This window comes from Mycobacterium sp. AMU20-3851 (assembly GCF_043974665.1).
In the GTDB taxonomy this organism is placed as follows: domain Bacteria; phylum Actinomycetota; class Actinomycetes; order Mycobacteriales; family Mycobacteriaceae; genus Mycobacterium.
In genome coordinates, this window is the sequence record NZ_CP146371.1 from 852,467 (window position 1) to 877,356 (window position 24,890).

Genomic DNA, 24,890 nt, shown 5'->3' on the forward strand with positions numbered 1-24,890 from the left:
CCCTAGGCCAGTAGCGGGCTCAGCCCCGCCGCGCAGTCGTGCAGCGCCGGAATCTGTTTGGCCAGCAGCTGGTCCTGGTCGGCACGCGCGGACATCGCCACCGCGGCCACCAGCGCACCGGCCGGTGACCGCACCGGTACCGCCACACACGCCGTGCCCTCGCGCAACTCCTCGGTCTGGCTTGCCACCTGCTGGCTACGGACCTCGTCGAGCTGTTGCAGCAGAAGAGCTCTCGACGTCACGGTGCGGCCGGTCAGCCCGCGCAGTGGGGAGGTGAGCAGCGTATCGACATCGCGTTTCTCGGCCAGCAGCAGTTTCCCGACGGCGCAGGCGTGCAGGTGGTGATTGAGCACCGATTCGTCGGCCGGCGGCGGGTACTCACTGTCCGAATCGGCAAGGCGCACCGAGGTATTGGTGAAGTAGAACAGGTGCACCCCGAACCGCACCGACAACCGCAGTTCGGCGAGTTGCTCCCGGGCCGCGGTGCAGACATTCGGGGTGACCGCGGCGTCGATCAGCACCCCCATCCGCGGGCCGAGCGAGAATCCGGACAGATCCGGCAGCCGCACCACATAGCCGTCGGCGACAAGCAGATTCAGTAGCCGGTAGGTGGTCGCCGACGGCATCGACAGCCGCTCCGCGATCTCCTTGGCGGTCACGCCCACCCCCGCCTGCGCGACGGCTTCGAGCACCTGGAGAGCGCTCTGCACCGCCTTGGGCTGACGCCCCGAGAGCGCGCCGTCCGCCGGGCTCATCGGCGCACCTCCCACGGGTTGTAATCGGCGAACACGTCACCGGCGACGGTCTCGTCGAACACGCCGACGCGCCGGGCAAGGTCGGGAATCGTGCGACGGCGGATGGCGAAAACGGCGAAACCCGTTGCCAATAGGCCAGCGTAGACGGCAGTGGCGATCCAGACCGGCGATTCGACGGTGAGTGCGGCCCATCCGATGATCGCGATCATCATGGCGGCCGCGGTCAGGCCGACCACCAGCGGGGCCGCCGTGAGTTCACCGATGCGGCGCAGGAACGCCGGCGTGGCCAGGCACACCAGCAGGTAGGCACCGATATAGCCGTGTGCGGAGACAGCGAGCAGGCCGACGAGCGCCTCGCGGGTGGATCCGGCGATCAGCAGATAGCCGACGGGCACCGCGATGATCACCGGGACGGTGGCGTACAGGGCGATGTGCGGGGTCCGGAAAACCGGGTGCGCGAGCCCGATCCGCTGCGGCACGACACCTTCCCGGCCCATGGCGAACAGGGTTCGTGACAGAGCGGTGGTCGAGCCGATCACGCACGCGAACCAGGACGCGGTGATGCCGAGTTCCATCACGATGGACAGCGCCGTGGACGCGGCACCGGCTGATTCGGGCATGAGCACGATCGGGATCGATCCGATGCCGGCCTGGATTCCGCCGGCGGACTGCATGGCCGCGGCGAACGTGTACAACACACCGAGTGCCAGTGGTGCCCAACGGATGGCCCGCGTGACGGTGACGAACGGCCGCTGTGCCTCGCGCGCGACGGTGCCCGCGCTCTCGAAGCCGACATAGGAGGTGATGGCCAGCAGCAGCGCGAAGCCCAGAGCCGAATGTGTACCGGCGGCATCGGGTTCGGGGGGATCGTGCCCCCCGGTCAACGATCCGGTGAACGCGACGATCAGCACCGCCGAGGCGGCGACGATCGCGAACACCTCGACGGTCAGCATGGTTCGCGCGGACAGCCGGACACCGCGCACCATCAGGGTGAGCGCGACGACACCGACGAGGACCGCCAACAGGGTTGTCGTGACATGGTTGTCGGGAACGCCGAGGCGGCCAAGCAGTGCGGTGAGATAGCTTGCCGCGCCGAGTGTGCTGGCCATTGCCGCCCCGGCGTAACCGATGACCACCGACCAGCCGGCGCCGATCCCGGGCACGGGGCCGAGGCCTTTGACCGTGTAGCTGTACACGCCGCTGACCGCCACCATGCGAGTGGAGAACTGGGTGACGCAGTAGCCGACCGCGGCCATCAGCAGGGCGGTGAACACGAACACCGGCAGCGTCAGACGCCCGGCGGCCGGAAGCACGAGCGCGGGCAGCGTCACCATCACCGCCGACGGTGCGACCGCGGACACCGACTGGCCGAGAACCTGGGCGAACGACAGCTGCGCGCGCCGCAGGCCGGAGACCGGCGAGCTCCGCCGCACCCCCCTGATGCCGTTCATTTCCGCAACGTAGCCGATGGCCCGGTCCGCGGTACAGGCTTGCCGGAGAAATGACGAAAAAGTTCAAATGAGAATGCCGTGCGGGTCATCCGGGCGAAAACATCCACCGTCTCCGTCAACTGCGAATTCCTGGCGCCCGAATGAGAATCTCCGATGTGGCTCAAATGAGAATGGCGCACCGCAAAATACCCATTCGAAATTAGTGGTGACGCAGGCCACTTCTCGGCGTAATCATGACCTACATGACATCCGTGCTGAGTTCAGAACTCGATCCGCGCACCGCCGCCTTCACGGCCACGCCCCGGCAGATGTACATCGACGGGCAGTGGGTGGAGGCGCTCTCGGGACGGCGGTTCGACACCGTCGACCCCGCCACCGAGCGCGTCATCACCACCGTCCCGCACAGCGGTCCCGAGGACGTCGACAGGGCCGTCACCGCGGCGCGGCGCGCCTTCGAGAGCGGCCCCTGGCCGTCGATGACCCCGGCCGAACGGCAGCGCCTCGTCTGGCGCATCGCCGAGGGCATCACCGCCCGCGCCGACCAGTTCGCCGAACTGGAGAGCATCGACAACGGCAAGTCGGTGGCCGTCGCCAAGGCCGTGGACGTCACCTGGGCCGCGGAGATCTTCTACTACTACGCCGGATGGGCCACCAAGATCGAGGGCCGCACCATCCCGGTCTCGGTGCCGTGGGCCCCGGACAACCGGTTCCACGCCTTCACCCTGCGCGAGCCCGTCGGCGTCTGCGCCCAGATCGTGCCGTGGAACTTCCCGCTGGTGATGGCCGCCTTCAAGGTCGCCCCCGCGCTCGCCTGTGGCAACACCGTCATCCTCAAGCCCGCCGAGCAGACCCCGCTGACCGCGGTGCTGCTGGCCGAGGTGATCGCCGAGGCCGGCGTGCCCGACGGGGTGTTCAACCTGCTCACCGGGTTCGGCGACACCGGCGCCGCGCTGTCCGCGCACCCGGACGTCGACAAGGTTGCCTTCACCGGCTCCACCGAGGTCGGCCGCAAGATCGTGCACGCCGCCGAGGGCAACCTGAAGAAGGTGTCACTCGAACTCGGCGGCAAGAGCCCGCAGGTGGTGTTCGCCGACGCCGACCTGGCTGCCGCGATCCCCGGCGTGGCCAGCGGCTTCCTGTTCAACCACGGCCAGACCTGCACCGCGGGCACCCGGCTGCTGGTCGAGGACGCCATCTTCAACGAGTTCACCGCCGGGGTCGCCGAGCATGCCGCCAACCTGCGCATCGGTCCCGGCCTGGACCCCACCAACGACATCGGTCCGCTGGTGTCGCGCGAGCAGTTGACCAAGGTCACCGGCTACCTGGACGCCGGCGTCGCCCAGGGCGCCCGCGCGCTGACCGGCGGCGGCCGGCACGGCGACACCGGCTTCTACGTCCAGCCCACCCTGCTGGTCGACGTGCGCGACGACTTCAGCGTCTACCGGGAGGAGATCTTCGGCCCGGTCGCCGTCGCCGTGCCGTTCAGCCGGGCCCAGGGGCCGCAGGCACTCAAGGACATGGCCAACGACACCCCGTACGGACTGGCCGCCAGCGTCTGGACCCGCGACGTGTCCACCGCGCATCAGGTGACCGCCCAGATCAAGGCCGGCACGGTGTGGGTGAACTGCCACAACGCCTTCGACACGGCGCTGCCATTCGGTGGCTACAAACAATCCGGCTGGGGCCGCGAGTTGGGTGAAGGCGCGATCGCCGAATACACCCAGACCAAGGCCGTCAATATCGCGCTCTAGATAAACGGAACTTCAAATGAGAAAAAGGCGGTCGAGCCATTCTCATTTGAAATCACCCACCCTCAATTCCACCGAAGGTAGACCCATGACAACTGACGCAGTGCTGGACCCCGGTCGCGCGGCCGACGGGCAGGTGCGCCGACTCAAAGGCAAGCTCGGCCCGACCGCCATCGTGTTCATGGTGGTGGCCGCCGCGGCCCCGCTGACCGTGGTGGCCGGCACGTTCCCGGTCGGCATCGCGGCGGGCAACGGTGCCGCGTTCCCGGCGTCCTACGTCATCTGCACCGCGGTGCTGCTGCTGTTCGCCGTCGGGTTCACCACCATGGCGCGGCGCATCCGCGGTGCCGGTGCGTTCTACACCTACATCGCGCACGGGTTCGGCCGGCACATCGGTCTGGGTGCGGCCTTCCTGGCGCTGCTGTCCTACACCGCGGTGCAGGGCGGCGTGTACGGCTACATCGGTGCGGCCTTCGATGAGATCGTCACCAGCCACGGCGGACCGTCGGTGCCCTGGTACCTGTACGCGCTGGTGATGATGGCCATCGTCGGCACGCTCGGCTACCGGCACATCGAACTGTCCGGCAAGGTGCTCGGCGTCCTGCTGGTCTGCGAGGTCGGCATCGTGCTGGTCATCAACGCCGCCGTCATCGGCCGCGGTGGTGCCGAGGGGATGTCCACGGCGGTACTGCATCCGGGCAACTTCTTCACCGGCGCACCGGGAATCGCGTTGATCTTCGCGCTGGCCGGTTACATCGGATTCGAGGCGACCGCGGTCTTCCGGGACGAGGCCCGCGATCCGGAACGCACCATCCCGCGGGCCACCTACGTGGCGCTACTGCTCATCGGCGGCTTCTATGCGCTGTCCAGTTGGGTCATGGTCAGCGCCTGGGGTGATCAGGGCGCGGTCGCCGCGGCGACAGACAGCCCGGCCACCATGCTGATCGACACGGCCACCCACTACCTCGGCTCGGTGGTCTCGGACCTGGTTCAGGTCTTCCTCATCACCAGCCTGTTCGCGGCGCTGCTGTCCTTCCACAATGTGCTGGCACGCTACATCTTCTCGCTCGGCAACACCCGTGCCCTGCCTGCGCGCTGCGGACACTCGCACCTGCGCCACGAGTCGCCGTACATCGCCTCGGTGCTGCAGACGGTGTCCGCGCTGGTGTTGGTGATCGTCGCGGTGGTCACCGGCCTCGACCCGGTCACCGAGGTGTTCACCTGGTTCGTCGGTGCGGCCTCGGTGGGCATCGTCGTGCTGATGACGCTGACCTCGGCCGCCGTGGTCGTGTACTTCCGCCGCACCCGATTCGACAACCGACTGTGGCACACCATGATTGCGCCGGGGCTCGGGTTCATCGGGCTGGCCGTGCTGTCTGTGATGACCGCCGTCAACCTGCCGCTGCTGGTCGGCGGCTCCGCGACGCTGGCCGGTGTCATCGCGGTACTGCTCGCGGGCGCCTTCCTCGGCGGTACCGCGATCGCGGTCCTGCGCCCACACGCCGGCCACCAAGAACCAACAACCCCGGAAAACAACGACAAGGAGAACGCACGATGAGTACCGCATTCCTCGAAAACGTCACCACCACAGGAGATTGCGATCATCCGCTCACCCCGCTGACCGCCGATGAGATCCGCGCGGTGCGGCGCATCGTGGAGGCACACGGGCTGCTCGGCGAACACGTCCGCTTCGTGTTCGTGGCACTGGAGGAGCCGCACAAGTCCGTGGTGCAGGCCTTCGCGCCCGGCGACCCGATCGACCGTCGCGCCCGGGTGCTGCTGCTGGACCGGTCCTCCGGCCAGGGCAGCAACCTGGTGGTCTCGCTGACCGAGGACACCGTCATCTCCCGGACCGAGGTCGACGCGGCCACCGCCGGCCACGTGCCGATCCTGGATCAGGAGTTCGAGGACATCGAATCCTTCCTGCTGGACTGCCCCGATTGGGTCGACGCCATGCGCAAGCGCGACCTCAACCCTACCGACGTGCGCGCGGTTCCGTTGTCCGCCGGGGTATTCGGTCATGAGGACGAGGTGGGCCGGCGGATCGTGCGGGTGCTGGCGTTCTACCAGTACGACCAGGCCGACCTGCCGTGGGCGCACCCCATCGACGGTGTGGTCGCCTACGTCGATCTCACCGAGCGCCGGGTCACCAAGGTCATCGACGAGATCGAGCTGCCGGTGCCCGCCGAGCGTGGCCAGTGGGACGCCGAACCGCACGCGGCGCCGGCCCGCACCGATCTCAAGCCCATCGAGATCACCCAGCCCGAAGGGGCCAGCTTCACCGTCGAGGGCAACGAGATCAGCTGGGCGGACTGGAAGTTCCGGTTCGGCTTCGACGTGCGCGAGGGCCTGACCCTGCACCAGCTGTCCATCGCCGGGCGCCCCGTGGTCTACCGGGCCTCGGTCGCCGAGATGGTGGTGCCCTACGCCGACCCGTCCCCGGTGCGGTACTGGCAGAACTACTTCGACCAGGGCGAGTACCTCTTCGGCCGGTACACCAATTCCCTTGAGCTGGGCTGTGACTGCCTTGGCGAGATTCAGTACTTCGACGTCACCATCGCCGACGAGGACGGCAACCCGAGGCCGATGAAGAACGCCATCTGCCTGCACGAGGAGGACTACGGCGTGCTGTGGAAGCACACCGACATGTTCAACGGCATGTCCGAGGTGCGGCGGTCCCGCCGGCTGGTCATCTCCTTCTTCCTGACCATCGGCAACTACGACTACGGGTTCTACTGGTACCTGTACCTCGACGGCACCATCGAGCTGGAGGCCAAGGCCACCGGCATCGTGTTCGCCTCCGCGCACCGCGGCCCGGACGGATTCTCCACCGAGATGGCCCCCGGCCTCGGGGCGCCGTTCCACCAGCACCTGTTCTCGGCACGCCTGGACATGGAAGTCGACGGCAACGTCAACGCCGTCGAGGAGGTCGACGCCGTCGCCGTCCCGATGGGCCCGGACAACCCGTGGGGCAACGCGTTCCGCCCGCAGCGCACCAAGCTCGCCCGGGAGTCCGAGGCGATGCGCACCGCCGACAACCTGAAGGCCCGGGTCTGGCACATCACGAACCCGGAGAAGACCAACCGGCTGGGACAGACGGTCGGCTATGCGCTGCATCCCGAGGGCCAGCCGGCCCTGCTGGCCGACCCGTCCAGCTCGATCGCCAAGCGGGCGGCCTTCGCCACCAAGCACCTGTGGGTCACCAAGTACGACCCCGCCGAACGGTATCCCGCGGGCGATTTCGTCAACCAGAACCCCGGCAACGCCGGCCTGCCCAGCTATGCCGCGCAGGACCGCGACATCGACGGCGAGGACATCGTGGTGTGGCACACCTTCGGGTTGACGCACTTCCCGCGCCCGGAGGACTGGCCGGTGATGCCGGTGGACTACGCCGGGTTCAAGCTCAAGCCGGTGTCGTTCTTCGACCGCAATCCCGCGCTGAACGTTCCGGCTGCGCCGAAGTCGCATTGCTGCGAGAGTTAGACACATGTTCCCCGTCGTCAGCACGTCCGCCGTTCTCGGGCGGCGGACGTGCGCGGTGGTGGCCGCCGGGTCGGCGATCCTGCACACGATGATGCTCGGGCACGCCGGCAACCCGATGGCGGCGCTGTTCGTCGCCGCAATGGCGACGGCCTGCCTGTTCTGCGCCTACGAGCTGTGGCGGGAAGGTTCGCAGAAGGTGTGGTGCCTGGTCGCGGTGATGAACCTCGCGATGGTGGGCCTGCACATGAGCGGACCCGGCCACCAACACGGGGCGGTGGGGCCGGCCGGCCCGGCACCGGCGACGGCACCGTTGATGACGCTGGCCACCGGTGTGGCGCTGGGGGAGGCGGTAGTGGCCGCACTGGTGTTGTGCGTGCTCACCTGGCGTCGGCGCGCCCACACCGCAACGCTGGTCGGCATCGCCTAGCGCCGATCGGGAAAGATGGGGGCATGAGCGACGCTTGCGAGCGAATCATCAGCCGACCATGCGGTAGCCGAGCTTGCGAGGCAGCCGCATGAGCTACCCGCCGCAGGTGCCCCCGCAGGCCCCGGTCTGCTACCGCCATCCCGGTCGCCAGTCCTATGTGCAGTGCACCCGGTGCGGGCGCTACATCTGCGGGGACTGCATGAACTCCGCCGCGGTGGGCCATCAGTGCCCGGAGTGCGTGGCCGCCGGTTCGGCCACCATCCGGCACGCGGAGGGGCGCTTCGGCGGCAAGGTCGTCGCCGGTGAGACCCCGGTCATCACCTACACGCTGATCGCGCTCAACGTCGCGATGTTCGTGCTGCAGATGGCCTCGGGCCAGTTGGAGAGCCGACTGGCGCTGTGGCCACCGGCGGTGGCCGACGGCGAGTACTACCGCCTGGTCACCTCGGCCTTCATGCACTACGGGATCACCCACATCCTGTTCAACATGTGGGCGCTCTACGTCGTCGGCCCGCCGCTGGAGCACCTGCTGGGCCGGCTGCGGTTCGGCGCGCTCTACGGGCTCAGCGCACTCGGCGGGTCGGTGCTGGTGTTCCTCATCTCGCCGCTGAACAGCGCCACGGCCGGCGCATCGGGCGCGGTGTTCGGCTTGTTCGGTGCCACGTTCGTGGTGGCGCGCCGGCTCAAGCTCGATGTCCGCTGGGTGGTCGGCCTGATCGTGCTGAACGTGGTCATCACCTTCGCCGCGCCGCTGCTGGGCGCCGGCGCGATCAGCTGGCAGGGCCACCTCGGCGGCCTGGTCACCGGTGCCCTGGTGGCGGCCGGGTTCGTCTACGCCCCGCGGGCCCAGCGCACCCTGGTCCAGAGCGCGGTGGCGGGCGGGCTGCTGGTGTTGTTCGCCGCGCTCATCTGGTGGCGGTCGGCCGAGTTGCTGGACATGTTCGGTGGATACCTGAACCTGCGCTGAGCTGTGTTGAGATTGGGTGGTGCCTGATCCTGAACCGGCGGTCACCGCCCGCGGTATCCGAATGCGCGGTCCCTGGGGGCCGGTCTACGGCCCCATCGATCTGGACGTCGAGGCCGGCGGGGTGTCCGCGCTGATCTATCCGGCCGGGACCGGGCGCACCGCGCTGCTCATGACCCTGGCCGGGCGGATGCGTCCGGTGCAAGGCAGCTTGACGGTCTTCGGCCGGTCCGACGCCCGGAAGATCTTCGCGGCCTCGGCCCTGGCCAACATCGATGCGCTGGACAAGATCGCCGAATCGGTCACCGTCCGCGACCTGATCACCGAACAGATGCGCTGGGACGCACCGTGGTACCGCTTCATCGGCAGGGCCGGGCAGGCCGACCTGGAGAAGATCTGCGCGACGACATTCGGTGAGGTGGCTCGGCCGGAGCTGACAGCGTACTTCGACGAGATCGGCGAGCTGGCGCAGGTGTTGCTGCGAATCTCGCTGGCCAACACCGGGACACCACCCCTGCTGGTGGTGGGCGACCTGGACCGGATCACAGACGACGGCAATCGCGCGATCGTGCTGGACCGGTTGACCGCACTCGGCGAATACCAGACGGTGATCACCGCGTCGGCCAACCCGGTTCCGGGGGCCCGCGCCGAGATCAAAGTGGAGAGTGAGTAGCCATGCTTGCCGGGATGTCGCTGGGTACCGACCTGAAACGTTTCTCCCGCGGGGCACTGCCCCGGATCGCGCTGCTGGTCGTGGTGTTGATGCCGCTGCTGTACGGCGCCATGTACCTGTGGGCGTTCTGGAATCCGTTCGACGCCGTCAACAAGGTGCCGGTGGCGCTGGTCAACGAGGACAAGGGCACCGTGGTGGACGGCGCGAAGCTCGACGCCGGTGCCCAGGTGTCCGATGCGTTGGTCGATTCCGGTCAGCTGCAACTGCATCGGGTCTCGGCGGCCGATGCCGCCGACGGGCTGGCCAGCGGAAAGTACTACTTCACGGTGACGCTGCCGGAGGACTTCAGCGCCGCCGTCGCCTCACCGAACAGCGATGCGCCGCAGCAGGCCCGCATCGACTTCAAGTTCAACGACGCCAACAACTACCTCGGCTCGATCATCGGGCAGAACGCTGCCCGCGAGGTGATCAACCAGGTGAACGCCAGCATCGGGGAGCGCACGCTGGAGACGGTGCTGACCGGTCTGAACGACGCCGGTGACGGCCTGGTCCAGGCTGCCGACGGGGCCGAGCAGCTGGCGGCCGGCAACGCCGCGGCCGACGACGGCGCGCAACGGCTGGCCGCCGGCGCGGGGGAGTTGACCGCCGGGCTGAGGACCGCGCGCGATGGTTCGGCGCAGCTGATGGCCGGGACCCGGCAACTCGCGGACAAGGTCGACACCGCCACCGGCCCGGTGCTGGAGATGCTGGACCGGGTGTCCGGTCTGCAGCTCAACCCGGACGAGGTCGGGCACGTCGCGCAGCGGCTCAGCGGTGCGGTGCGGTCGACCACCGACCGGATCGCGGCGCTCAACATCGACCAGGTGCACGCCGCGGCGATCGTGGACCAGGCGCTCGCCCTGTTGCAGACCAACCCGGACCCGGCGGTGCGGCACGCCGGTGACGTGCTTGCCGGGGCGCAACGGCTGCTGCGCGCCAACGGCATCGACCCGGCCACCGACGCCGGCCTGATCCGGTTGCGCGACAGCGCCGCCGAGCTGGAGAACGAACTCGGCGATCCGAACAGCAAGCTGCGGACCTTCATCACCCGCGCGCTGGACGGCGGCCTGCGCAACGACGTCGCCGCACTGCGGGACGGGGTGGACCGGCTCGACACCGGGGCGCACGCACTCAACAAGGGCCTGGTGCAGCTGGCCGCCGGTGGAGGCCAGTTGTCCAGTGGCGCAACGCAGCTCGCCGACGGCACCCAAAAGCTCGCCGACGGCAGCCAGGAGCTGGCGACCAAGCTGAAGGAGGGTTCGGCGCAGGTGCCGAGCTGGACCCCGCAGCAGCGCACCGAAGTGGCGCGCACGCTGGCCGCTCCCGTCGCGCTGAACATGCAGACCGACAACCCGGCGGCCACCTTCGGCACCGGCTTCGCCCCGTTCTTCCTGCCGCTGGCGTTGTTCATCGGCGCGCTCATCATCTGGATGTTGCTCAAGCCCGTGCAGTCCCGGCCGATCGTGCACGGCCTCGGCGCGCTGCGGGTGGTGCTGGCCTCGTACTGGCCGGCGCTGCTGATCGTGGTGTGCCAGGTGGCGGTGATGTACCTGGTGGTGCACTTCGGGGTCGGATTGCAGGCCAAGTACCCGGTGGCCACGGTGGCGTTCCTGCTGTTGATCGCGGCGACGTTCCTGGCCATCATCCAGGCGTTCAACGCGTTGTTCGGGGTGTCGGTGGGCCGGGTGGTGACGCTGGCCTTCCTAATGCTGCAGCTGGTGTCGGCCGGCGGCATCTACCCGGTCGAGACGACCGCCAAACCGTTCCAGATCCTGCACCCGTTCGACCCGATGACCTACGCCGTCAACGGGTTACGGCAGACCATCGCCGGCGGGGTGGACTCCCGGCTGTGGATCGCGATCGCGGTGCTGGGCGGACTGCTGGTGGCGGCGCTGGCCGCGAGTTCCTGGGCGGCGCGCCGGGACCGGCAGTACACGATGGAAAGGCTGAACCCGCCGATCGAGGTGTGAAACGCCTAGCTGCGCTGTTCTGAATTTTTAATTTGCTGCGTCGACATTTGCTGCGTCCGTCTGCCTGTCGTACCCCAACCGAGCACCTCGATGCATCAGAGGACGAGGACCTGGGGGCGAGGATTCGGCCGCCGACGAGGAGCCCGCGGATTCGCGGGACGATGTCGTTCCCGCTGTACTACCGGCGTGTGACGGCGAGCGCCCCGGGGCCGGTGAACACCAGCAGCAGGAAGATGAAGCTGTACAGCGCAGCCGTTTCGCCGCCGTTGTCGATCGGCCAGAAGCCGTCCGGGAAATGCTTCCAGAAGTACGCGACCGCCATCACGCCGGAGGAGATGAAGGCGGACACCCTGGTGGCGTACCCGGCCGCGATGAGCAGTCCGAACACCACTTCCAGCACCGCGGCCCACCAACTCGGCCAGGCGCCGAACGCCACCGTCGATCCGCTGGGAAACCCGAACAGCTTGACGGTGCCGTGCATGGCGTACATCAGGCCCACGAGGATGCGGAACACGCCGAGTGCGATCGGAACCCTGGACGTCAACGGGTCTTGAAATCGCGCACCGGTATCGGTCGTGGAAGCGGACATGCGTGAGATGTTGGCACGCGCGTACCGGAAAGTGGTGGCTACCTTTCGCGCCGGCTTACAGTCCGATCCGCCGGTAGCGGTGCAGCCGGGTGCCGACCCGTTCCAGATCCGACATCGCCCGCAGCCGGTGTAGCTCGACGGCGATGCTGGCCGAGAGTCGATCGGTGAAGGCGCGTGGCTCGTCGGCGGCGTCCGGGTGCTCGGCCACGATGGCGTCGACGATTCCGTTGTGCAGCAGATCCGAGGACCGAATCCCCTGCGCCGCAGACAGTTCCGGAGCATGCTCGGTGTCGCGGAAGACGATCGCGCTGGCCCCCTCCGGCGGTAGCGGTGCCAGCCACCCGTGCTGGGCGGCCAGCACCCGGTCCGCGGGCACCATGGCCAGCGCGGGGCCGCCGCTGCCCTGCCCGAGCAGCACCGAGACCGTCGGGACCTCCAGCGTCACCAATTGCGCCAGGCAGCGGGCGATCTCGCCGGCCAGACCGTCCTGCTCGGCCTCGGCCGACAGCGCCGGTCCTGCGGTGTCGATGATCGACACCAGCGGCAGCCGCAGCCCCGCGGCCAGCGCCATTCCGCGCCTGGCCTCGCGCAGGGCCTCCGGTCCGAGCATGCCGAGCCGACGCTGCCCGAGCACCACCGCGGGCTGACCGCCGAAGCGAGCCAGCGCCAACAACATCTGGGTCGACCCGCCCGAGAGCTGTACCGGATCGGTGGTGCCGTGCCGCAGCACATACTCCGAGCCGGGCCGGTCCGGTCGTCGGGAGAGCACCACCGACTCCCATGCTTCGATATCGCGGATCGCTTCGGGCGCTGGTGCCTCCGGAGCCGCGCCCGGTGGGTCGCACAACACCCCCAGCGTGCGGTCGAGCACCGCGCGCAGCGCATCCAGTGCCACCACCCCGTCGATGACGCCGTGCCGGTACAGGTTCTCCGCGGTCTGGATCCCGGGCGGGAACTTCTCGCCGTAGAGGTGCTCGTACACGCGGGGGCCCAGGAAACCGATCAGCGCGCCGGGCTCGGCGGCGGTGACGTGCCCGAGGGAGCCCCAGGACGCGAAGACCCCGCCGGTCGTGGGATGGCGCAGATACACGATGTAGGGCAGGTGCTCGCGTTTGTGCAGCTCGACGGCGGCGGCGATCTTCACCATCTGCAGGAAGGCGACCGTGCCCTCCTGCATGCGGGTACCGCCGGAGGCCGGCGAGGCCAGCAGCGGGAGCCGCTCGGCGGTCGCGCGGGTGATGGCCGCGGTGATCCGCTCGGCGGCGGCCACCCCGATGGACCCGGCCAGGAAGTCGAACTCGCAGGCCAGCACGGCCACCCGCCGCCCGAAGACGGTGCCCTCCCCGGTCAGCACCGACTCGTCCAACCCCGATTTCTCGGCGGCGGCGGCCAGCTCGGAGCGGTAGGACTCGGACTCGGCGACCTGCAGCGGAGCGCTGTCCCAACTACGGAATGAACCTTCGTCCAGAACGGCATCACGTAATGCCAGCGCACTGCTCACAGCTAAAGGCTAATAGGCTGGGGTTCATGATTGGAGTGACCCGCGAAGGCAACGTCCTCACCCTGGAGATGCAGCGCCCCGAGCGCCGCAACGCGCTCAACGCCGCGCTCGTCGACGGTCTGCGTGCAGAGATCGAGAAGGCCAGCCAGGATTCCGCGACCACCGGGGTCCGGGCCATCGTGCTGACCGGGCAGGGCCCGGTGTTCAGCGCCGGTGCTGATCTCTCCGACGCGGAAGGGGTGGCCAAGGAGCTTCCGGAGAAGGCCAAGGACCTGAACCTGGCCATCGACGCCAGTCCGGTGCCGATCATCGCCGCACTCAACGGTCCCGCGATCGGGGCCGGGGTGATCCTGGCGATGATCTGTGATCTGCGGGTGGCCGTCCCGGGCACCTTCTTCCAGTTCCCGATCGCCAAGTACGGCCTGGCGCTCGACAACTGGTCGATCCGCCGGCTGGTGTCGCTGGTCGGGCACGGCCGGGCCCGCGCCATGCTGATCGCCGCCGAGCGTCTCGACCTGGAGACCGCGACGCAGACCGGGATGGTCAACCGGGTCGGCGACCTCGCCGACACCCAGGCCTGGGCGGCCGAGATCGCCGGGTACGCACCGCTTTCGGTGGCGCACTCCAAACGCGTCCTGAACGACGACGGCGCCTACGAGGAGCCCTGGCCGGCCCACAAGGAGGGTTTCGACAAGGCGTGGGCCAGCCCGGACGTCATCGAGGCACAGGTCGCCCGGATCGAGAAGCGCGCACCCAAGTTCCTCGGGGCCTGATGTTCGGGCAGGCGGCGCGGGTACTCGGCGGGACCGCGGCGGTGGTCGCGGGTGGCTGGGTACTGCGTGCCGTGCAGGGTGCCCCGACCGCGCTGGGCGCCGCCGACATCGGTGCGGCCGCCAAACGCTCGCCGAACTACCGCAACGGCGTGTTCGTCAACCGGGAGCCGGCCTCCCCGGCGCAACTGACCAGAGCGGACCAGTTCGCGCTGCTGCGCGATGTGCTGACCGGCGGTCAGTCCCAGCACCCGCCGCGGGAGATCCCGGTCGTGACGCCCGCGCTGGACGTCCCACCCGCTGATCTTGCCGTCACCTGGTACGGGCACTCGTCGGCGCTCATCGAGGTGGACGCCTACCGGGTGCTGGCCGACCCGGTGTGGAGCCGGCGGTGCTCACCGTCGCGGATCATCGGCCCGCAGCGGCTGCATCCGGTGCCGGCCGATCTGGACGCGCTGCCGGCCGTCGACGCGGTGATCATCAGCCACGACCATTACGACCACCTCGACATCGACACCATCACGGCGCTGGCCCGTAGCCAGCGCGCCAAGTTCTACGTGCCGCTGGGGATCGGGGCGCACCTGCGCACCTGGGGGCTGCCCCCGGAACGGATCGTGGAGCTGGACTGGGACGAGGGCGCCGAGCTCGGGTCGCTGCGCCTGGTCTGCACCCCGGCGCGGCATTTCTCCGGCCGCTTCCTCACCCGCAATGTGACGTTGTGGTCGTCCTGGGCGCTGATCGGGCCGCGGCACCGGGTGTTCTTCGGTGGGGACACCGGCTACACGAGCGGGTTCACCGGGATCGGCGACGCCTACGGACCGTTCGACATCACGCTGATGCCCATCGGGGCGTACCACCCGGGCTGGCCGGACATCCACATGAACCCGGAGGAGGCGGTCCGGGCGCACCGTGACGTCACCGACACCGGGCTGCTGGTACCGATCCACTGGGCGACCTTCCGGCTCGCCCCGCACCCCTGGTCGGAGCCGGTGGAACGGATGCTGACCGCGGCCGCCGCGGAGGGCGTCGCGGTGGCCACCCCGAAACCGGGCCAGCAGGTCAGCGGGTCGGCGAGCGACGCGGCCCGGAATCAAACATGGTGGCGGGGCTGACCGGATAGCGTTGACGCCGTGAAACTGATCTTGTGCGTCGCGGCGGCGGCGCTGGTGGCCGGCTGCGCGTCGGGACCGGCGCAGCACGCGGCCACGCCGGTGGACTCCGATGTGCCGCCCCCGCTGGTACCCGCGATGCCCTTGCCGGACAACGCCGTCGAGAACGCGGTCGGCGAGCTCGACGAACTGGTCGAGGACCTGATGCAGAAATCGGGTGTCCCGGGTTTGGCGGTGGCCGTCGTGCATCAGGGAAAGACGCTCTACGCCAAGGGGTTCGGTGTGCGCGACACGCGCACCGGCGAGGCGGTGGACCCGGACACCGTGTTCCAGCTGGCCTCGCTGTCCAAACCGCTGAGCGCCACCGTGGCGGCCCGGCAGGTCGGTGAGAAGACCGTCGGCTGGGACACCCCGGTGATCGACGAGCTGCCCTGGTTTGCGCTCTCGGATCCTGCGGTCAGCCGGATGGTCACCGTCGGGGACCTGTTCTCGCACCGGTCCGGGCTGCCCGACCATGCCGGGGACCAGCTCGAAGATCTCGGATACGACCGCCGTGCCGTGCTGGAGAAGCTACGCCAGCTGCCCCTGGACCCGTTCCGGATTTCGTACGCATACACCAACTTCGGCCTGACCGCGGGTGCCGAGGCGGTGGCCGCCGCGGCGGGCAAGCGGTGGGAGGACCTGGCCGCCGAGACGCTGTTCGAGCCGTTGGGGATGACCTCGACGAGCTACCGGTTCGCCGACTACGAGGCGCGACCCGACCGGGCCGTCGGCCACATCCGCGTCGACGGAGGCTATCAACCGCGGTATGTGCGCGACGCCGATGCGCAGGCCCCCGCGGGCGGCGTGAGTTCCTCGGTCAACGATCTGACGCACTGGATGGCGATGGTGCTGGCCGACGGCAAGTACAAGGACACCCAGTTGATCGACCCGGCCGCGCTGCTGCCCGCCCTCACCCCGCAGGTCGTGTCCAGTCGCGCGACCGAACCGGCCATGCGGACGGGTTTCTACGGCTACGGATTCAACGTGGGCACCACCTCGGCTGCACGCACCGAACTCAGCCATTCCGGGGCCTTCGAACTGGGGGCGGGCACCAACGTGCTGATGCTGCCCTCGGCCGATGTCGGCATCGTCGCCCTGACCAACGCCACGATGTCGGGGGTACCTGAGGCGTTGACCGCGCAGTTCGCCGACCTGGTGCAGTTCGGCGAGATCCGCGAGGACTGGTACCAGCTCTACACCGGGGCGATGCTCCCGATGAGTGACCCGGTCGGCTCCCTGGTGGGCGTGCCGCCACCGGCGAATCCGGTTGGGGCCCAACCGCTGCCGAGCTATCTGGGTACCTACCGCAACAACTACTGGGGGTCGGCGGTGGTATCCGAGCGTGACGGCACGCTGCAACTCGCGCTCGGGCCGAAGGGTGAGACGGTCGAACTCAAGCACTGGGACGGCAACGTCTTCACCTTCACGCTGGTCACCGAGAACGCACCACCCGGCACGATCTCCAAGGCCACCTTCGACGGGCCGAAGCTCACGCTGGAGTACTACGACGATGGGGTCTTTACGAAGTGACAGCCATGATCACAGGCCTGACCGACGCCGAGGTCGCCGAGCGGGTCGCCGCGGGCAAGACCAATGACGTACCGACCCGGGCGGCGCGCAGCGTCTCGGAGATCGTGCGCGCCAACGTGTTCACCCGCATCAACGCCATCCTCGGGGTGTTGTTCGCGATCGTCGTCGCCACCGGATCGCTGATCAACGGGCTGTTCGGCCTGCTCATCGTCGCCAACAGCGCGATCGGCATCATCCAGGAACTGCGCGCCAAGAACACCCTGGACAAGCTGGCCATCGTCGGGCAGGCAAAACCGGTGGTGCGCCGTGCCTCGGGCACCGCGGCGCTGCCGCCCAGCGACGTCGTCCTCGACGATGTCATCGAGGTCGGACCGGGCGATCAGATCGTCGTGGACGGGGAAGTGCTGGAGGAGAGCAACCTCGAGGTCGACGAATCGCTGCTGACCGGCGAGGCCGACCCGATGGCCAAGGATGCCGGGGACACGGTGATGTCGGGCAGCTTCGTGGTCGCCGGCACCGGCGCGTACCGGGCCAGCAAGGTCGGCCGGGAGGCGTACGCGGCGCGCCTCGCCGAGGAGGCCAGCAAGTTCACCCTGGTGAAATCCGAACTGCGCAGCGGCATCAACAAGATCCTGCAGTTCATCACCTACCTGCTGTGGCCGGCCGGCGCGCTGATCATCTACACCCAGCTGTTCACCACCGACGCCGGCTGGAAGGAGTCGGTGCTGCGGATGGTCGGTGCGCTGGTGCCGATGGTGCCCGAGGGCCTGGTGCTGATGACCTCCATCGCGTTCGCGGTCGGGGTGGTGCGGCTCGGGCAGCGCCAGTGCCTGGTGCAGGAACTGCCCGCCATCGAGGGCCTGGCCCGGGTCGACGTGGTGTGCGCCGACAAGACCGGCACACTGACCGAGAACGGGATGCGGCTCAGTGAGCTCAAGGTTTTCGGGGACACCGGCGGGCAGGAGCGGAGCGACCGGGGGATCGACACGGACGCGGCAACCGTGCTGGCGCAGTTGGCTGCGGACGACCCCCGGCCCAACGCCAGCATGGCGGCCATCGCGGAGGCGTACGGCACCGCACCGGGCTGGACGGCCACCGCGTCGGCCCCGTTCAAATCGGCCACCAAGTGGAGCGGCACGTCCTACGGCGAGCACGGCAACTGGGTGATCGGCGCGCCCGATGTGCTGCTCGACCCGTCCTCCCCGGAGGCCGAGGAGGCCGAGCGGATCGGCGCCAAGGGGCTGCGGGTGCTGCTGCTCGGGTCCGGCGACCGCAGTGTCGACGCCCCGGATGCGCCCGGCACCGTCACCCCGGCCGCCCTCGTCGTCCTGGAACAGCGGGTCCGCCCCGACGCCCGCGACACGCTGGAATACTTTGCCTCTCAACAGGTCACAGTGAAGGTGATCTCCGGTGACAACGCCAAGTCGGTGGGCGCGGTGGCCGGCACCCTCGGCCTGCACGGCGACACCCTCGACGCCCGTGCGCTGCCCGAGCAGTCCGAGGACCTGGCCACCGCGGTCGAGCAGTCCACCACCTTCGGCCGGGTGCGCCCGGACCAGAAGCGGGCCATGGTGCATGCGTTGCAGTCCCGCGGGCACACCGTCGCGATGACCGGAGACGGGGTCAACGACGTGCTGGCGCTCAAGGATGCCGATATCGGGGTCGCGATGGGGTCGGGCAGTTCGGCGTCGCGGGCGGTGGCCCAGATCGTGTTGCTGGACAACAAGTTCGCCACGTTGCCCTATGTGGTCGGCGAGGGCCGCCGGGTGATCGGCAACATCGAGCGGGTCTCCAACCTGTTCCTCACCAAAACGGTGTACTCGGTGCTGCTGGCGGCGCTGGTCGGCATCGGCGGGGTATCGGCCAAGCTGTTCGGCTCCGACCCGCTGCTGTACCCGTTCCAGCCGATCCACGTGACCATCGCGGCCTGGTTCACCATCGGTATCCCGGCTTTCATCCTTTCGCTGGCACCCAACAACGAGCGGGCCCAACCGGGTTTCGTGCGCCGGGTGATGACCTCCGCGCTGCCCGCCGGGGTCATCGTCGGGGCGAGCACCTTCGTCTCCTACCTGCTGGCCTATCAGGGTCGCGGCGCGAGCGAGGTCGAGCAGACCCAGGCCTCGACCACGGCGCTGATCACCCTGCTGGTCGCCGGGGTGTGGGTGCTGGCCGTGGTCGCGCGCCCGTACGAGTGGTGGCGGGTGGCCCTGGTCGCGGTGTCCGGGCTGGCCTACGTGGTGATCTTCTCCACTCCGCTGGCCCGGGAGACCTTCCTGCTCGACCCGTCCAATCTCGCGTTGACGTCGATGGGGCTGGGTATCGGGGTCTGCGCCGCCGCACTGATCGAGGCGGCCTGGTGGGTCGAGGGCAGATTGGCCGGGGAACCGCGCCGGTTGTGGCGCTAGGGTTGAGGGCATGAGTTTCCTGGACAAGGTGAAGGGCCTGTTGGCCAAGAACGCCGACAAGGTCGATACCGCCATCGACAAGGCGGGCGACCTGGTCGACAAGAAGACGCAGGGTAAGTACGCCCAGCACGTGGACAAGGTGCAGGACGCCGCCAAGAAGGCCGCCCGCGACCAGGCCGGGGCCCCGCAGGTACCGCCGAATCAGCAGTCGGGCCAGCCGCCGGCCTCCCCACCCGCACCGTAGATGGCCAAGCTGTCGGTCTCCGTCGACGTTCCGTTGTCGCCGGAGCAGGCCTGGAACGCTGCCTCGGACCTGTCCCGGTTCGACGAGTGGTTGAGCATCCACCGGGTCTGGCGGTCCACGCTGCCCGAAACCCTGGACAAGGGCACCAAGATCTCGTCCATCGTCGAGGTCAAGGGCATGGCCAACCGGGTCAACTGGACGATCGTGAACTACAAGCCGCCGGAGACGATGACGCTCAACGGTGACGGCGTCGGCGGGGTGAAGGTCAAGCTGATCGCCCGGGTGAAGCCCGTCGCGGAGGGCGCGACCGTGCAACTGGACATCCACCTCGGCGGGCCGGCCCTGTTCGGGCCGATCGGCATGATCGTCGCCGGCGCGCTCAAAAGCGACATCAAGCAGTCGCTGGAGCAGTTCAAGAAGGTGTTCTCCTAGGCCCAACCCGCGGCCCGAGCTCAGCCCGAGCTCAGCGCGAAGTCCGCGAAGTCGAAGCCCGGCACCACCACGCAGCTGACCAGCGTCGGCTCGTCGTCACCAGGCCGGGCCCGCTGCCAGTGGCCGGGCGGCACCACGAACTGCGGTGTCTGCCCGGCGCCGATGTCGGGTCCCAGCAGCACGGTGTCGGCGCCGGCCTGCTCGCGACCGACCTCCAGCAGCAGTGGGCTGCCCCGGTGCCACAGCCACAACTCGGCGCTGCGCACCGTGTGCCAGGCCGACTGCTGGTCGGGCATCAGCAGGAACAGGATCGCGGTCCCGGCCTGCCGCGGTCCGGTGTAGTCCGAGGGCAGCGCCGACTGCGGGAACGTCAGGTCGCTGCGCCAGGTCTCGCGGAACCAACCACCCTCCGGGTGCGGGGACAGGTCGAGTTGCCGGGCCCAATCGGGTAGTTCGGTCATGGGAACCGAGGGTACGCAGCGTCACCGGATAACCTGGGGCGCATGGCTCGATTGCGTCCCGGTTGGCTGGTTGCGTTGTGCGCACTGGTGCTGGCCGTGAGTGCCTGGTTCCCCTGGCTCACCACGGCCGACGGCCGGGCCAACGCGATCGGCGGCAAGGTGGGCATCATCTCGGTGCCGCCGCCGGGCTTCGGGGTGGGCCAGCTCATCGTGCTGCTGGCCGCCACCCTGATCGTGGCTGCGGCGATGGCCGCACGGCAACTCTCGGCGAAGTTGGCATCGTCTGCGGCGCTGGCGATCTCGGTGATCGTGGCGGCGTTGATCGGCTGGTACTTCCGGCTCTACGTGCACGCCCCGGTGGCCGTCGGGTACGGCATGTATCTGGGCGCGGCGGTGACGGTGCTGGCCATCGTCGGTTCGGTGGCCACCATGGTGGTCGCCTGGCGGCAGCGCGCATGACCTTCGTGGCGCCGGTGACGCTGACGGGGCAGCGCTGGGTGACGCTGGAACCCTTGCGGGATGGGCACATCGGAGATATCGCGGCCGCGGCGGGGCGGGCCGGATCGCCATGGTTCACCAGCGTTCCGACGCCGGACACCGCGGCCGGCTGGGTGCGGACCCGGCTCGCGGACCGGTCCGGGTTCACCTTCGTGGTGCGGGGTCTGGACGGCGAGATCATCGGGTCCACGAGCTATCTGAACATCGACGGACCCAATCGGCGCTTGGAGATCGGCGCCACCTGGTACGTGGCGCAGGCCCGACGCACCGGGGTCAACACCGAGGCGAAGCTGTTGCTGCTGACGCACGCCTTCGAGGTACTCGGCTGTGTGGCGGTCGAGTTCCGCACACACTTCTTCAACACGGCCAGCCGAACCGCCATCGAGCGGCTCGGGGCCAAGCAGGACGGCGTGCTGCGCAGTCACCAGTTGCTGGCCGACGGGTCGCGCCGGGACACCGTCGTGTATTCCATCCTGGACATCGAGTGGCCGGCGGTGCGGTCCAACCTCAACCACCGGTTGGACCGCACCGGCTCGGGCTAGTCGGCGTCGATTGTGGGCGCCTCCACGGACTTCTGCCCGCTGTGGGACACCTCGATCTTGCGCGGCTTCGCCCGTTCGGCCAGCGGTATCGTCAGGGTGAGTACCCCGTTCTCGTAGGTGGCCGAAATCGCCCCGGTGTCAATGCCTTCGCCGAGCGAGAGCTGTCGGCGGTAACTACCGAAGAAGCGCTCGTTGGCGAACCACTGCACCGATTCGTCGGAGCGGGCGGTGCGGTGCGCGGAGATGGTGAGGGTGCCGTTGTCGACGTTGATGTCGACCGAACCCGGGTCGACGCCGGGCAGGTCCGCGGTCAGTACGTAATGGTCGTCGATCTTGCAGAGGTCCATCGGCATGAACCTTGGCGTCCGTGACGAACCCGTCTGACCGCTGAGCAGATCGCGGGTCATGGTGTCCAGGTCACTGAAGGGATCGAAGCGAAGCACAGCAATCCACCTCCTCGTCGATCAAGAGCCCACCACCCTGGCGGGCAGCCAATCACTGTGCGACACCCAAGTTAGCACTCGAGGACGGAGAGTGCCAGTCCTGATTTACCTGATTTTCACGCCGTGCGGCGTTGCATCGGTTACAGCACAGGATCGCGACAAAGGCTGTGGCACAGGAGGTGTCGGTCAGTTCGACAGCCGGGCCCTCCGGTGTGACGTACCAGCGCTGGGCCCAGGCCAACGCGGTGAGAATGGCCGGAAGCACCGCCCGGGCCGCGTCGAACACCAGGCAGTAGGAGGCGTCGGCCTTCATGTCGGTGGCAGGGGGACCAGGTACCCGTCGTCCTCGCCGGTGCTGCCCACCCGGGGCGCCAGTCCAACCAAGAGAGTCCGTCGGGCTGAACTCGGTATCTCACGTTCGGCCGGGCCGGGACGTCTACACAATGTGACCGTGGACCGACCCTTCGAGGACATCGTGACCGAGTACGGCCCGATGGTGCTGCGGGTGTGCCGGGCGATCGTCGGCCCGATCGAGGCCGAGGACGCCTGGTCGGAGACCTTCCTCTCGGCGCTGCGGGCTTATCCGGACCTGGCCGCGGACACGAACATCGAGGCGTGGCTGGTGCGCATCGCGCAGCGCCGGGCCATCGACGTGGGCCGCGCGATCTCGCGGGCGCCGGCCCCAGTTGCCGAGGTGCCCGAGAGCGGGCGCACCGACGCCCACGCCGATACGGCGGACCCGGATCTCTGGGCGGCGCTGGCCGCGCTGCCGGACAAACAGCGCCGCACCCTGGCCTACCGCCACCTGGCGGGTCTGGCCTACGCGGACATCGCCGACCTGCTCGGCGGCTCCACCGAAGCCGCCCGCCGCGCCGCGGCCGACGGCATCAAGACGCTGCGCGTCACCTATCTGAAGGAGCGAGCATGACCGAGATCTTCGACGGGGTGCAGGCCGACGAGGCCGCGCTGGACCGGCTGCACCGACGGCTGGAACGCGATGCCGGCGATGCCGGGCTGCTCGACGTGGCGTACCGAACCCTGGACACGATGATCGGCCGGCTGCTGTTGGCGCGCACTCCCGTCGGCCTGGTGCGCGTCGCGTTCCTCGGTGAGATCGAGGAGAGCGTCGAGCTGGGCTCGCTGGCGCAGCGGATCAGCCCGCGGATACTGCACGCGCCGGCTCGCCTCGACGACGCCGCGACCGAGATCGACGAGTATCTGCGCGGCGCGCGCACGCGGTTCGATCTCGCCCTGGACCTGCAACTGACCGACGGCTTCCGGCGCAAGGTCGTCGAGCAGCTGCAGCGCATCGAGTACGGGCACCGCGAGAGCTACGCCGCCATCGCGGCGTCGATCGGCAGTCCCCGGGCCGTGCGGGCGGTGGGCAGTGCCTGCGCCCGCAATCCACTGCCGGTGGTCATCCCGTGTCATCGGGTGGTGCGCACGGACGGCTCGATCGGGCAGTACGCCGGCGGGACCGCGGCCAAGGCCACGCTGCTGGCGATGGAGGCGGCCTGAGCTCACGGTCATCGAGGGGTAAAACCCCTGGTACGCTGAGGTACCGCCATTCGGCGGGTGACGTCGGCGTGAGGTGATGATCGGGTGAGGCTGCCCAGAGCGAGCGTGCTGCGGCTCAGCCTGCTGGCGCTCGGACTGTTCGTGGTCGGCACCAATGCCTTCGTCATCGCCGGGGTGCTGCCGCAGATCGCGCACACCCTCGGCGTCGGTCCCGGCACCGTCGGCTACTCCATCTCCATCTATGCCGTCGTGGTCGCCGTCGCCTCACCCGTGGTGTCGGTCACCTGCGGCCGGTTCGCCCCCGAACGGGTGATGGCCACCGGGCTGGTGCTCATCGCGGCGGGCACCTTCCTGGCCGCGGCCGCCACCGGCTTCCCGATGTTCACCGCGGGCCGCGTCGTCGCGGCGTTCGGCGGTGCGGCGCTGGTGCCCCCGGCACTGGCCGCCGCCCCCGCGCTGGTTGCGCCCGCGCAACGGGGGCGGGCGATCTCAATCGTCGGTCTGGGGTTCACGCTGGCGATGGCGGTCGGTTCGCCGGTCGGCACCGCGCTGGCCGATATCGGCGGTTGGCGCCTGCCGCTGTCGGTGCTGGCCGGTATGGCTGCCGTGCTGGCGCCCACGCTGCTGTTCGTCGTGCGTGACGTGCCGCGCAGCGTGGGCGTGGACCTCAGATCCCGCGCCGCCGTGCTGGGGGACCGGCGGGTCGTCTTCGCCATCGTCGCCTCGCTGTTGATGACGCTGGCGTTCAACATGGTCTACATCTTCAGCGCGGTGATCACTCACGACGCCACCGGCGGCGACCCCACCCGGCTCGCGGTGCTGCTGCTGGTCTACGGTCTGGCCGGCGTGGTGGGCAATGTGGTGGGCGGCCGGCTGGCCGATCGTTTCGGCACCCGGCGCACCCTGGAGATCGTGCTGGCCGGCCAGACCGTGGCCTTCCTCGCGCTCATCCCGGCACACGGTTCCTACCTGGCCACCGCGCTGTGCTTCGCGCTGTCCGGCGTGTCCGGTTTCGCTGCCTCGGTGGCCGTCCAGGTCCGGCTGGCCCTCATCGATCCGCGCTTCGCAAACGTGGCGCTGGCGTGGTACTCGACGGCGATGTACCTCGGCATCTCGATCGCGCCGCTGGTCGGCGCGGCGGCGCTGCCGCACGGATTCCCGGTACTGCTGGCCGCCGCGTCGGTGTCCATCCTGGTCGCGGTGATCGCGTCCGAGGTCAGTCACGTGCGGCGGCGTGGCTACGATGAGATAGCCCGGGACCAGGATCTGGTCTGCGCGTCGGCGACGCGCAGCTAG

At 69.1% G+C, this 24,890-nt stretch carries 24 protein-coding genes and 1 pseudogene; 18 read left to right on the forward strand and 7 right to left on the reverse strand.

The window, feature by feature from the left end; all coding sequences use genetic code 11:
* Positions 1-2: 2 nt before the first annotated feature.
* Both V4U86_RS04220 and V4U86_RS04225 read right to left on the reverse strand, forming a co-directional pair.
* Complete coding sequence (locus V4U86_RS04220; protein WP_395310039.1) at positions 3-755, reverse strand: IclR family transcriptional regulator; 753 nt, start codon at positions 753-755, stop codon at positions 3-5.
* Positions 752-2,206 carry an APC family permease gene (locus V4U86_RS04225; RefSeq protein ID WP_395310040.1) on the reverse strand — a complete coding sequence of 485 codons (1,455 nt, stop codon included), beginning with the start codon at positions 2,204-2,206 and terminating at the stop codon, positions 752-754. The genes V4U86_RS04220 and V4U86_RS04225 overlap by 4 nt, the downstream gene beginning before the upstream one ends.
* 242 nt (positions 2,207-2,448) lie before the next feature.
* Between V4U86_RS04225 and V4U86_RS04230 the strand changes: the two genes are divergently transcribed.
* The 7 genes from V4U86_RS04230 to V4U86_RS04260 all read left to right on the forward strand — a co-directional run bounded on the left by V4U86_RS04230 (position 2,449) and on the right by V4U86_RS04260 (position 11,510).
* On the forward strand, positions 2,449-3,957 hold the full coding sequence (locus V4U86_RS04230) for an aldehyde dehydrogenase family protein (protein WP_395310041.1): 1,509 nt from the start codon (positions 2,449-2,451) through the stop codon (positions 3,955-3,957).
* A gap of 85 nt (positions 3,958-4,042) precedes the next feature.
* Complete coding sequence (locus tag V4U86_RS04235; protein WP_395310042.1) at positions 4,043-5,512, forward strand: APC family permease; 1,470 nt, start codon at positions 4,043-4,045, stop codon at positions 5,510-5,512.
* On the forward strand, positions 5,509-7,437 hold the full coding sequence (locus V4U86_RS04240; RefSeq protein WP_395310043.1) for a primary-amine oxidase: 1,929 nt from the start codon (positions 5,509-5,511) through the stop codon (positions 7,435-7,437). Before V4U86_RS04235 ends, V4U86_RS04240 begins: the two co-directional genes overlap by 4 nt.
* A gap of 4 nt (positions 7,438-7,441) precedes the next feature.
* Positions 7,442-7,864 (forward strand): hypothetical protein, encoded by a 423-nt coding sequence (locus V4U86_RS04245; protein ID WP_395310044.1) that lies wholly within the window; start codon positions 7,442-7,444, stop codon positions 7,862-7,864.
* An 88-nt stretch (positions 7,865-7,952) separates the two neighbouring features.
* Positions 7,953-8,831 (forward strand): rhomboid family intramembrane serine protease, encoded by an 879-nt coding sequence (locus V4U86_RS04250; RefSeq protein WP_395310045.1) that lies wholly within the window; start codon positions 7,953-7,955, stop codon positions 8,829-8,831.
* A 19-nt stretch (positions 8,832-8,850) separates the two neighbouring features.
* Positions 8,851-9,501, forward strand: coding sequence for a hypothetical protein (locus tag V4U86_RS04255; protein WP_395310046.1), 651 nt, complete (start codon positions 8,851-8,853; stop codon positions 9,499-9,501).
* Positions 9,502-9,515: 14 nt separating this feature from the next.
* Complete coding sequence (locus V4U86_RS04260; RefSeq protein ID WP_395310047.1) at positions 9,516-11,510, forward strand: YhgE/Pip family protein; 1,995 nt, start codon at positions 9,516-9,518, stop codon at positions 11,508-11,510.
* A gap of 178 nt (positions 11,511-11,688) precedes the next feature.
* Here V4U86_RS04260 and V4U86_RS04265 read toward each other — a convergent pair whose 3' ends face one another.
* A complete protein-coding gene (locus V4U86_RS04265) occupies positions 11,689-12,099 on the reverse strand; it encodes a DoxX family protein (RefSeq protein ID WP_395310048.1) in 411 nt (136 codons plus the stop codon).
* 55 nt (positions 12,100-12,154) lie between these two features.
* Positions 12,155-13,600, reverse strand: coding sequence for a carboxyl transferase domain-containing protein (locus tag V4U86_RS04270; RefSeq protein WP_395310049.1), 1,446 nt, complete (start codon positions 13,598-13,600; stop codon positions 12,155-12,157).
* Between the two features lie 26 nt (positions 13,601-13,626).
* Between V4U86_RS04270 and V4U86_RS04275 the strand changes: the two genes are divergently transcribed.
* From V4U86_RS04275 to V4U86_RS04300, 6 genes are read left to right on the forward strand one after another with little or no spacing between them, the layout of a single operon-like run.
* A complete protein-coding gene (locus V4U86_RS04275) occupies positions 13,627-14,373 on the forward strand; it encodes an enoyl-CoA hydratase (protein WP_395310050.1) in 747 nt (248 codons plus the stop codon).
* The gene (locus V4U86_RS04280; protein ID WP_395310051.1) at positions 14,373-15,482 is read left to right on the forward strand and encodes an MBL fold metallo-hydrolase; all 1,110 of its coding nucleotides are present in this window, start codon (positions 14,373-14,375) and stop codon (positions 15,480-15,482) included. The genes V4U86_RS04275 and V4U86_RS04280 overlap by 1 nt, the downstream gene beginning before the upstream one ends.
* 18 nt (positions 15,483-15,500) lie before the next feature.
* Positions 15,501-17,051: a serine hydrolase gene (locus tag V4U86_RS04285; protein WP_395310052.1), complete on the forward strand. Its 1,551-nt coding sequence runs from the start codon at positions 15,501-15,503 to the stop codon at positions 17,049-17,051.
* Between the two features lie 5 nt (positions 17,052-17,056).
* Positions 17,057-19,456, forward strand: a complete 2,400-nt coding sequence (locus tag V4U86_RS04290) for a cation-translocating P-type ATPase (protein ID WP_395310053.1) — start codon at positions 17,057-17,059, stop codon at positions 19,454-19,456.
* Positions 19,457-19,466: 10 nt separating this feature from the next.
* Complete coding sequence (locus V4U86_RS04295) at positions 19,467-19,700, forward strand: antitoxin (protein ID WP_395310054.1); 234 nt, start codon at positions 19,467-19,469, stop codon at positions 19,698-19,700.
* Entirely contained in the window at positions 19,701-20,132 is a 432-nt protein-coding gene (locus V4U86_RS04300; RefSeq protein ID WP_395310055.1) for a type II toxin-antitoxin system Rv0910 family toxin, read from the forward strand.
* A 20-nt stretch (positions 20,133-20,152) separates the two neighbouring features.
* Here V4U86_RS04300 and V4U86_RS04305 read toward each other — a convergent pair whose 3' ends face one another.
* On the reverse strand, positions 20,153-20,593 hold the full coding sequence (locus V4U86_RS04305) for a cupin domain-containing protein (protein WP_395310056.1): 441 nt from the start codon (positions 20,591-20,593) through the stop codon (positions 20,153-20,155).
* A gap of 42 nt (positions 20,594-20,635) precedes the next feature.
* Here V4U86_RS04305 and V4U86_RS04310 point away from each other — a divergent pair, with 42 nt between their 5' ends.
* Entirely contained in the window at positions 20,636-21,052 is a 417-nt protein-coding gene (locus V4U86_RS04310; protein WP_395310057.1) for a hypothetical protein, read from the forward strand.
* Complete coding sequence (locus V4U86_RS04315; RefSeq protein WP_395310058.1) at positions 21,049-21,633, forward strand: GNAT family N-acetyltransferase; 585 nt, start codon at positions 21,049-21,051, stop codon at positions 21,631-21,633. Before V4U86_RS04310 ends, V4U86_RS04315 begins: the two co-directional genes overlap by 4 nt.
* On the opposite strand, the gene V4U86_RS04320 is transcribed toward V4U86_RS04315, so the two are convergent.
* Positions 21,630-22,076 (reverse strand): Hsp20/alpha crystallin family protein, encoded by a 447-nt coding sequence (locus V4U86_RS04320; protein WP_395310059.1) that lies wholly within the window; start codon positions 22,074-22,076, stop codon positions 21,630-21,632. The genes V4U86_RS04315 and V4U86_RS04320 overlap by 4 nt on opposite strands.
* A 268-nt stretch (positions 22,077-22,344) precedes the next feature.
* Positions 22,345-22,451, reverse strand: a pseudogene (locus tag V4U86_RS04325) (hypothetical protein); the annotation flags it as partial.
* 118 nt (positions 22,452-22,569) lie between these two features.
* Between V4U86_RS04325 and V4U86_RS04330 the strand changes: the two are divergent.
* From V4U86_RS04330 to V4U86_RS04340, 3 genes are all read left to right on the forward strand, one after another.
* Positions 22,570-23,004: an RNA polymerase sigma factor gene (locus tag V4U86_RS04330; RefSeq protein ID WP_395311911.1), complete on the forward strand. Its 435-nt coding sequence runs from the start codon at positions 22,570-22,572 to the stop codon at positions 23,002-23,004.
* Positions 23,001-23,594, forward strand: coding sequence for a methylated-DNA--[protein]-cysteine S-methyltransferase (locus tag V4U86_RS04335; RefSeq protein ID WP_395310060.1), 594 nt, complete (start codon positions 23,001-23,003; stop codon positions 23,592-23,594). The genes V4U86_RS04330 and V4U86_RS04335 overlap by 4 nt, the downstream gene beginning before the upstream one ends.
* A gap of 84 nt (positions 23,595-23,678) precedes the next feature.
* Positions 23,679-24,890, forward strand: a complete 1,212-nt coding sequence (locus tag V4U86_RS04340; protein ID WP_395310061.1) for an MFS transporter — start codon at positions 23,679-23,681, stop codon at positions 24,888-24,890.